This is a genomic window from Streptomyces sp. NRRL B-24085, assembly GCF_001282115.1.
Taxonomy (GTDB): Bacteria; Actinomycetota; Actinomycetes; order Streptomycetales; family Streptomycetaceae; genus Streptomyces.
In genome coordinates, this window is sequence record NZ_LJBR01000246.1 from 1 (window position 1) to 7,957 (window position 7,957).

Annotated in this window: 7 protein-coding genes; 6 read left to right on the forward strand and 1 reads right to left on the reverse strand. The window is 72.6% G+C overall.

The window, feature by feature from the left end:
- The 6 genes from AOJ26_RS25445 to AOJ26_RS25470 all read left to right on the forward strand — a co-directional run.
- A partial coding sequence (locus AOJ26_RS25445; protein WP_053850674.1) for a DUF4190 domain-containing protein occupies nucleotides 1-1,198 on the forward strand: 1,198 nt, incomplete at its 5' end.
- Between the two features lie 147 nt (nucleotides 1,199-1,345).
- Nucleotides 1,346-2,098 (forward strand): GntR family transcriptional regulator, encoded by a 753-nt coding sequence (locus tag AOJ26_RS25450; RefSeq protein WP_053850675.1) that lies wholly within the window; start codon nucleotides 1,346-1,348, stop codon nucleotides 2,096-2,098.
- 312 nt (nucleotides 2,099-2,410) lie between these two features.
- A complete protein-coding gene (locus AOJ26_RS25455) occupies nucleotides 2,411-2,602 on the forward strand; it encodes an SPOR domain-containing protein (protein ID WP_053850676.1) in 192 nt (63 codons plus the stop codon).
- Nucleotides 2,603-2,646: 44 nt separating this feature from the next.
- Nucleotides 2,647-3,111, forward strand: a complete 465-nt coding sequence (locus AOJ26_RS25460) for a (deoxy)nucleoside triphosphate pyrophosphohydrolase (protein ID WP_053850677.1) — start codon at nucleotides 2,647-2,649, stop codon at nucleotides 3,109-3,111.
- A gap of 95 nt (nucleotides 3,112-3,206) precedes the next feature.
- Nucleotides 3,207-3,614 (forward strand): ATP-binding protein, encoded by a 408-nt coding sequence (locus tag AOJ26_RS25465; RefSeq protein ID WP_053850678.1) that lies wholly within the window; start codon nucleotides 3,207-3,209, stop codon nucleotides 3,612-3,614.
- A 281-nt stretch (nucleotides 3,615-3,895) separates the two neighbouring features.
- Nucleotides 3,896-6,520: a SpoIIE family protein phosphatase gene (locus AOJ26_RS25470; RefSeq protein WP_053850679.1), complete on the forward strand. Its 2,625-nt coding sequence runs from the start codon at nucleotides 3,896-3,898 to the stop codon at nucleotides 6,518-6,520.
- Here the strand turns inward: AOJ26_RS25470 and AOJ26_RS25475 are convergent.
- Nucleotides 6,517-7,896 carry a hypothetical protein gene (locus tag AOJ26_RS25475; protein ID WP_234358666.1) on the reverse strand — a complete coding sequence of 460 codons (1,380 nt, stop codon included), beginning with the start codon at nucleotides 7,894-7,896 and terminating at the stop codon, nucleotides 6,517-6,519. The genes AOJ26_RS25470 and AOJ26_RS25475 overlap by 4 nt on opposite strands.
- Nucleotides 7,897-7,957 lie beyond the last annotated feature (61 nt).

The window sequence follows — 7,957 nt, forward strand, 5'->3', positions numbered from 1 at the left end:
GGGTCCGTCCCCGGCCCCGGACCCGTACGGGCCGCCGCCGCAGGGACAGCAGCCGTATGGGCAGCAGCCGTACGGACAGCAGTACGGGCAACCCTATGGCCCGCCGTACCAGACCTGGGGACAGGGCTACAGCCCCTACGCCCGCCCCTCCTCCGTCAACGGCCTCGCCGTCGCCTCCCTGGTGCTCGGTGTCCTGTGCTGCTTCCCGGCCGTGGGACTGGTCCTCGGTGTGATCGCGCTGGCCCAGATCAGGAAGAAGGGCCAGTCCGGCAAGGGGCTCGCGATCGCCGGGTCGATCCTGTCCTCGCTCGGACTCGCCCTGTGGGTGACCGCGCTCGCCACGGGCGGACTCTCCGAGGCCTGGGACGGGTTCAAGAAGGGCGCGACCGAGGGCACGGCCTTCTCCGTGGTGAAGGGTCAGTGCTTCGACGCGCCGGGCGGATCACTCGAAGGCCTGACCTACGACGTCGACGAGGTGCCCTGCGCGGGTGAGCACGACGGCGAGGTGTTCGGCGAGTTCAGGATGACCGGCTCCGCCTTCCCGGGGGACAGCGCGGTCTCCGCCGCCGCCGACGAGAAGTGCTACCCGCTCCAGGACACGTACGCCATGGACACCTGGGCGCTGCCCGAGGACGTCGACGTGTACTACTTCGGCCCGACCCGGCAGAGCTGGCGCCTCGGCGACCGCGAGGTCACCTGCATCTTCGGCAACACCGACGACAGCGCGACCCTGACCGGCTCGCTGCGCGCCGACGAGACCACGCTCGACACCTACCAGGTGGCCCTCCTCAAGTCCCTCAACAGCCTCGACGCCGTGCTGTGGGAGGAGCCCGAGGACTACCCGGAGGACGACCTGCCCGGCTACCTGGACTGGTCGCGGGACGTCCACGACGGGCTCGACGAGCAGATCGGGGCGCTTCGCGCGCAGACCTGGCCGACCGGCGCCGACAAGCAGGTCGCGGCCCTGGTGAAGGACATGGAGAAGGCCCGCGACGAGTGGGCGAAGGCGGTGGACGCGGCCGAGGACGACGACGTGGACGCCTTCTACACCCACTACGACAAGGGGTACGAGTACGTCGACGGCCCCAGCACGGTCACCGCACGCAAGGCTCTGGGACTGGCCACGAAGCGGCCGGCGTACGACGAGGAGGGCGGCGACGGGAGCGAGGAGTCGAGCGGCGGCGAACTCAATGTGTGATCGCCGCCATAGCGGGGAGAAAGTGCCTGCGTAAAGCCCACCACCGGCACATGTCATCACATCGAGTGATTCTCTGGCCTTTACTTGCATGGGCCAACCCACGGTTGCCAGGCTGTTGCTGTCTGTACAACCTGATGGGAGCGGCCAGTGACATTCGGTGAGCAGCCGGCGTACCTGCGCGTCGCGGGTGATCTCCGCAAGAAGATCGTCGACGGTTCGCTGCCACCCCACACCCGCCTGCCGTCCCAGGCCAGAATCCGCGAGGAGTACGGCGTCTCGGACACCGTCGCGCTGGAGGCCCGCAAGGTGCTGATGGCCGAGGGTCTGGTCGAGGGCCGCTCCGGCTCCGGGACGTACGTGCGCGAGCGTCCCGTGCCCCGCCGTATCGCCCGCTCCGGTTACCGTCCGGCCTCCGGCGCCACCCCCTTCCGGCAGGAGCAGGCCGACGGGGAGGGGCGCGGCACCTGGGAGTCCAGCAGCCGGCAGACCGAGGCCCCGGCGGCCGTCGCCGAGCGGCTCGCCATCCGGCCCGGGGACCGGGTCATGTGCACGAAGTACGTGTTCCGGGAAGCCGGGGAGCCGATCATGCTCTCCACCTCCTGGGAGCCCCTGGCGGTCACGGGGCGCACTCCCGTGATGCTCCCCGAGGAGGGCCCCCTCGGCGGCATGGGCGTGGTCGAGCGCATGGCCGCCATCGACGTCGTCGTGGACAACGTCACCGAGGAGGTGGGCGCCCGCCCCGGCCTCGCCGAGGAGCTGCTCGCCCTGGGCGGTGTCCCCGGACACGTGGTCCTCGTGGTCCACCGCACCTACTACGCCTCGGGCCGTCCGGTGGAGACGGCCGACGTGGTCATTCCGGCCGACCGCTACCGGGTCGCGTACCACCTTCCGGTGAAGTAGTGCGCTCCCCGGGGAAGTTGCCCCGGGCGAACACTCAACCGGCCCACAGGCGAACGCCGTTCGAATTCGGCCGTTCTCGCAGGTCGACACCGCTGTCCCGGAGGTGTCCCTGAGCGGAGGCACCGCCCGCCACCGGGGGCGTGTTCACGATGCGCGCCCCTGTCGCAGGAGTCCGTCCTGGCTGGTTGCGTACCTCTTTGTGAAAACGCGTATTCGCTGCGTAAAGGTTGGGCGTAGGCTCGGGCATATGCGGATTGCGGTTTCCTTATCGGGTGGGGCTCGACGCAGGTCGGGAAGGAGCGGTGGGGCGCGGTGAACGACAGCACGATCACTCTTCCCTGGCTCGTCATACGACAGGACGACAACGGCAATCGCTACCGCGTGGGCAGGTACGCGACCCGGGCGGAGGCCCAGAAGATCGCGGACAGCCTCGACGCCCGCGGCCACAAACAGCTCTACTGGGTCGAGCGCATCGGCCCCAACGGCGTGAGCTCGGCCGACTGAGGCGGGCTGAGGCCGGCTGAGGAGCCTCCCGTAGGCTCCGGCGCATGACGGAACGGATCGTGGTGGTGGCCGCCGCCCTGTACGACGGCGACCGCCTCCTCGCGGCCCGCCGCAGCGCCCCGCCCGCACTGGCCGGCCGCTGGGAGCTGCCCGGCGGCAAGGTGGAGGAGGGGGAGTCGGCCGAGGCGGCCCTCGTGCGCGAGCTCCGGGAGGAGCTGGGTGTGGAGGCGGAGACGCTGGAGCGCGTCCCCGGCGAGTGGCCCCTGAAGCCCCCGTACGTCCTCCAGGCGTGGACCGCCCGCCTGCTGCGGGGCTCCCCGCAACCCAGGCCCCTTCAGGACCATGACGAACTCCGCTGGCTGACACCGGACCAGATCCGGGACGTGGACTGGCTCGACCAGGACGTGGAGGCCATCGGCGCGCTGGAGGCCATCAGGGGCGCGGGGAACCGCGCGACTGGCCCCCGGGAACCCGCACGCGCGCGACGGCAGGCACCGCCGAGCTCTTAGGCGCCCTACTTACGCCATTCGGCACGGTACCGCACCCCTGATATCGGGTATGTGCCCTTTAACCCCACGAAAGCGGACATGGGCTGGCCCGGGATGTGATCGGCGTGATCGACACCGAAGGCGACTGCGCCAAGTGGACCTTCCCGGCGGACCCGGGCGCCGTGCGCGCGGCCCGGACGGCCGTCCGGAACCGGCTGACCGACTGGCGCCTCGACGGCCTCGCCGACATCGCCGCGCTGCTGGTCAGCGAGCTGGTGACCAACTCGCTGCGGCACGCCACCGGCCCCATCGGCGTCCGGCTGGTCCGTCCCGAAGGAGCCGGCGGCGTCCTCCTGGTCGAGGTCTCCGACCCCCTCCCCGACCCGCCCCGCGAACGCGTCGCCGGCCTCGACGACGAGAGCGGCCGCGGTCTGCAACTGGTCGCCCATGCCGCCGACCGCTGGGGCACCCGTCCCGGCACGTCGGGCAAGACGGTCTGGTTCGAGCTCTCGATGCCGGGATGAACAGGATCTGATCGCGGTGCGGAACGCCAAGAACACCTGTACGGCACCTCGTCCGCTGTCCATCGACTGGTTCAGGCCAGTGGCGGTTGTCGGCAGACGTGATTCGACGTCGTGTCCGCTGGTTAGAAGACTGGAAGTGTTGTCGCAGCCCGGACCGAAAACCGTCGGGATCGTGCTGTGATCGTGAACACCGTGTTGTGCGGCGCCGTAGTGCTGGATACTGCGGGCAGCCGCCCCCGGTGACCGGTACCGGACGCGGTGAGCTGGAGGGGACGGTTCGCGTGAGCGAGATACCAGCGAAGGCCACGGAGTCGAAGGACCCGTCGGGCGGCGCGAGGGCGGAGGCCGCGGATGCCGTGGCGGACGCCCGTCGAGGCGACGCGCCGTCCGGGGACGCCATGTGGCAGAGCAGCCCGCCCGGCTCGATCTACGACTACATCAAGGTCGCCTCCTTCTCCATCGGCCCCGACGGTCTGGTCGACCAGTGGAGCCTGCGCGCCGAGCAGCTCTTCGGCATCCCCGCCGAGCACGCCGTCGGCATGGACCCCATCGAGGCCTTCATCGACCCGGACCTGCGTGCGCAGGGCCAGCGCAAGATGGCGGAGATCCTGGACGGCCGCGAGTGGACGGGCGTGGTCCCCTTCCGGGTGCCCGCGTCGGCGGCCGACGGCGAGTGCGGCCGGGAAGGTCTCGCCGAGGTCTACGTCATGCCGACGCGGACCGAGGAGGGTGAGAAGGCCGCCGTCTGCATCGTCGTCGACGTGCGCACACTGCGCAGCATCGAGACCGACCTCGCCGCCTCGCAGGCCATTTTCGGTCAATCTCCTTTCGGGTTCGTGCTGATCGACCCCGAGCTGCGGGTCCGCCGCGTCAACTACCGTTTCGCCTCGCTCTTCGGCGGCACCCCGGACGACCACCGGGGCAAGGGCGTCCACGACTACCTGCCGCGGCCCGAGGCCGAGCGGGTCACCGCGACCCTGCGCCGGGTCCTGGAGACCGGTGACTCCATCACGGACATGCACGTCACCGGCTTCCTGCCGGGCTCCGACGAGCGCCGCCACTGGTCCATCAACCTGTACCGGGTGCGCAGCGGGTCGGGCCGGCCCATCGGCATCGCCTGGCTGGGAACCGACATCACGGCCCGTCGCGCCGCCGCCCGCGAGGCCGCCGCCGCACGGCGCAATCTCGCCCTCCTGAACGAGGCCGGCGCCCGCATAGGCAACTCCCTCGACCTGGAGACCACGGCCCGCGAACTCCTCGACGTCGTCGTCCCCGGCTTCTGCGACCTGGCCACCGTCGACCTCTACCAGGGCCTGCTGGCCGGTGACGAGACCCCGCCCGGGCTCGCCGACGGCAGCGCCGAACTGCGCCGGGTCGCCTTCGCCAGCGCGGTCTCCGACGCCCCGTTCGCCGGCTCCGGCGCCCCCGTCTCGGTCGGCGCGGTCCACCACTACCCCTTCAACTCGCCCTGCGCGGACGCCCTGCGCACCGCCCGCCCGCAGTACATCCCGGCCGAGGAGGGCGGCCTCGTGCAGTCCACGCTCGCCGTGCCGATGGTCGCCCACGACACCGTCGTAGGACTCGCGCAGTTCTCGCGGACCAAGGGCAGCGAGCCGTTCGGGGACCGGGACCGGGACCTCGCGGTGGAGTTGGCGGCGCGGGCGGCGGTCTGCATCGACAACGCCCGCCTGTACCGGCGGGAGCACGAACGGGCGCTGATACTCCAGCGGTCCCTGCTGCCCCCCGGCGACCCGGTCGCCTCCGGACTGGACATCGCCTGCCGCTACCTGCCCGGCAACTCCTCCGCCGACCGCCCCAGCGAGGTGGGCGGCGACTGGTTCGACGTCATCGAACTGCCCGGACACCGCACGGCGTTGGTGGTCGGCGACGTGATGGGCCGTGGTCTGCGCGCGGCGGTGGCGATGGGTGAACTCCGCTCGGCCGTGCGCACCCTGGCCCTGCTGGACCTCGAACCGGCCGAAGTGCTCAGCGCGTTGGACGAGATCGCCCGCGGCCTCGGCGCCCCCGGCGGAGTCCAGCAGGCCACCCGCGCGGCCCGCCGCCCCCGCGAGGCGGACCTGTCCGAGGTGTACCTCGCGACCTGCGTCTACGCCGTCTACGACTCGGTGACCCGCCGCTGCACCTTCGCCAACGCCGGCCATCTGCCGCCCGTGCTGGTCGAGCCCGGCGAGGACGCCCTGATGCTCGACGTGCCGCCCGGCATGCCGCTCGGCGTCGGCGGTGAGCCCTTCGAGGAGGTCGAGGTCGAACTGCCCGAAGGCGCCCTGCTCGCGCTCTACACGGATGGACTGGTCGAAAGCCGCGATCACCCCCTCGACGAAGGACTCCAGGCGTTCGTGGGGGCGCTCACCGACCCCTCCGCCCCGCTGGAGGACGTCTGCGACCACGTCCTCAACACCCTCGACACCCATCACGGCGAGGACGACATCGCGCTGCTGATGGCACGTGTCCAGGGCCTGCCCGCCGGGTCCGTCGGCGACTGGACGCTGCCGCGCGAGCCGCGCAGTGTGGGCCGGGCCCGCGAGTACGCCCGCGGCCAACTGCTGAGCTGGGACCTGGAACCGCTGGTCGACACCACGGAACTCCTGGTCAGCGAGCTGGTCACCAACGCCCTGCGGTACGGCGAGGGAGACATCCGGCTCCGGCTCCTGCTCGACCGCACCCTGGTCTGCGAGGTCTGGGACTCCGGCCTGGTCCAGCCGCGCCGCCGCCGCGCCCGCGACACCGACGAGGGCGGCCGGGGACTGCAACTGGTCGGCCTGCTCAGCGCGGCCTGGGGCTCCCGGCGTACCCCGCGCGGCAAGACGGTGTGGTTCGAACTGCCGCTGCCGGACGGGGAGAACGGCATGGTGGACCCGGCGGAGGCCCTGCTGAGCCTCTTCTAGGCGGGGTGCCCGCGCAGGCGTACGTCCCGCTCGGCGAGGTCACGCGCCTCGCGGGCCAGGACGTCCGCCCGCGGCAGATCGTCGGTCAGCCGCGCCTCCGACAGCAGGACGCGGGGCGCGGCACCGACCGCCTCGCGGTGGACGGTGACGTAGTCGTCCGCCGCGGCCAGCGACTCCCGGGCGACCAGCAGCGCGGCCACCGGGAGCACCCCGGACCGGCCGGTCGCCAGGGGCGCGGTCGCGTGCACGATCCGGCGCAGCACGCCCAGCGGGTCGTACGGCTGCCCGGACGTCGTCTCCCGTCGTACGGCGGCCAGGACCGCGTCGGCGTGCAGGAGGCGGGCGTACGTCTCGCCCTCGTACGCGGTGCCGTCGCGGTGGGGGGCCAGTTCCGCCTCGGCGCCTGTCAGGGCGGACGGGATCAGCCGGGCGGCCTCGGTGCGCGTGGCGCGCAGCCGGGCCACGGCCGTCACCAGGACGTCCGCCCGGGCGATCGCGGTCTCCGCAGCGCGCAGGTGGCCGGCCGCCTCGTCCGGTCTTCCGGAGGCGGCGGTCTGGTGGGTCCGGTTGAGCTGGACGGTGGCGCTGACCAGGCTGTCCTTGGCCAGTTCGACGTACCCGGTGACCGAGTCGTCCGCGAGCGCGGCCTCCGCTCCGGCCGCACGGGCGGTCAGGTCGCGGAAGCGGGTCTCGGCGGCCGCCAGAGCCGCGCCGGGAGCACGCTCCAGCCCCCGCAGGGCACGCAGGCTCTCCGCCGCCCCGCTCAGTCGCCGTCCGGCCTCCTCGCAGCGGCCCACGACCCCGGCGAGCGCGGCCGCCTCCTCCGGTACGCCCTCCTCGTACCGCCGCCGTATCGCGCACGCCGCCGCCAGCTCGGCCTGCGCCGCCTCGGCCGCCCCGGCGAGGGGGGCCACCGCCTCCGGGCGCAGGTCGGCTGCGGCGAAGTCCAGTTCCTCACGGAGGCTGCGCAGACGGTTGTCGGCGTCGGCCAGCGCGGCCCGGGAGCGCTCGTCGAGGTCGGCGAGCGGGGGCGTGGCCGCGGGTGACGGGTAGGCGCCGACGTGGGACGTGCCGGCGGCCGCCGGTGTCGTACGGCTGCGGGCGCGGCGCCTCCGGCGGACCGTGCCGTAGGCGGCCAGGACGACCACCACGACGAGGGCCGCGACCGGCAGGACCAGGTCGGTGCCGGAGGACTCGTCCTCGGCCGCGGCGGCGCTGACCCCGGCGCCTGCAACCGGAGTGTCGTCGTTGATCGTCATCCACAGCAGCACCAGCCACACGACCCCGGCCACCACGCCCAGCAGGGCGTGCGCCACTCGCGCGCATATGTGCGAGCGGCCCCGCCGCGGTCGGCCCCGTACCAAGGATGGCGTCACATTTCGGAGCGTATGGGCCGGAATGCGGGGGCGCGAGCGGGGCGGGGAGCACATATGCGCG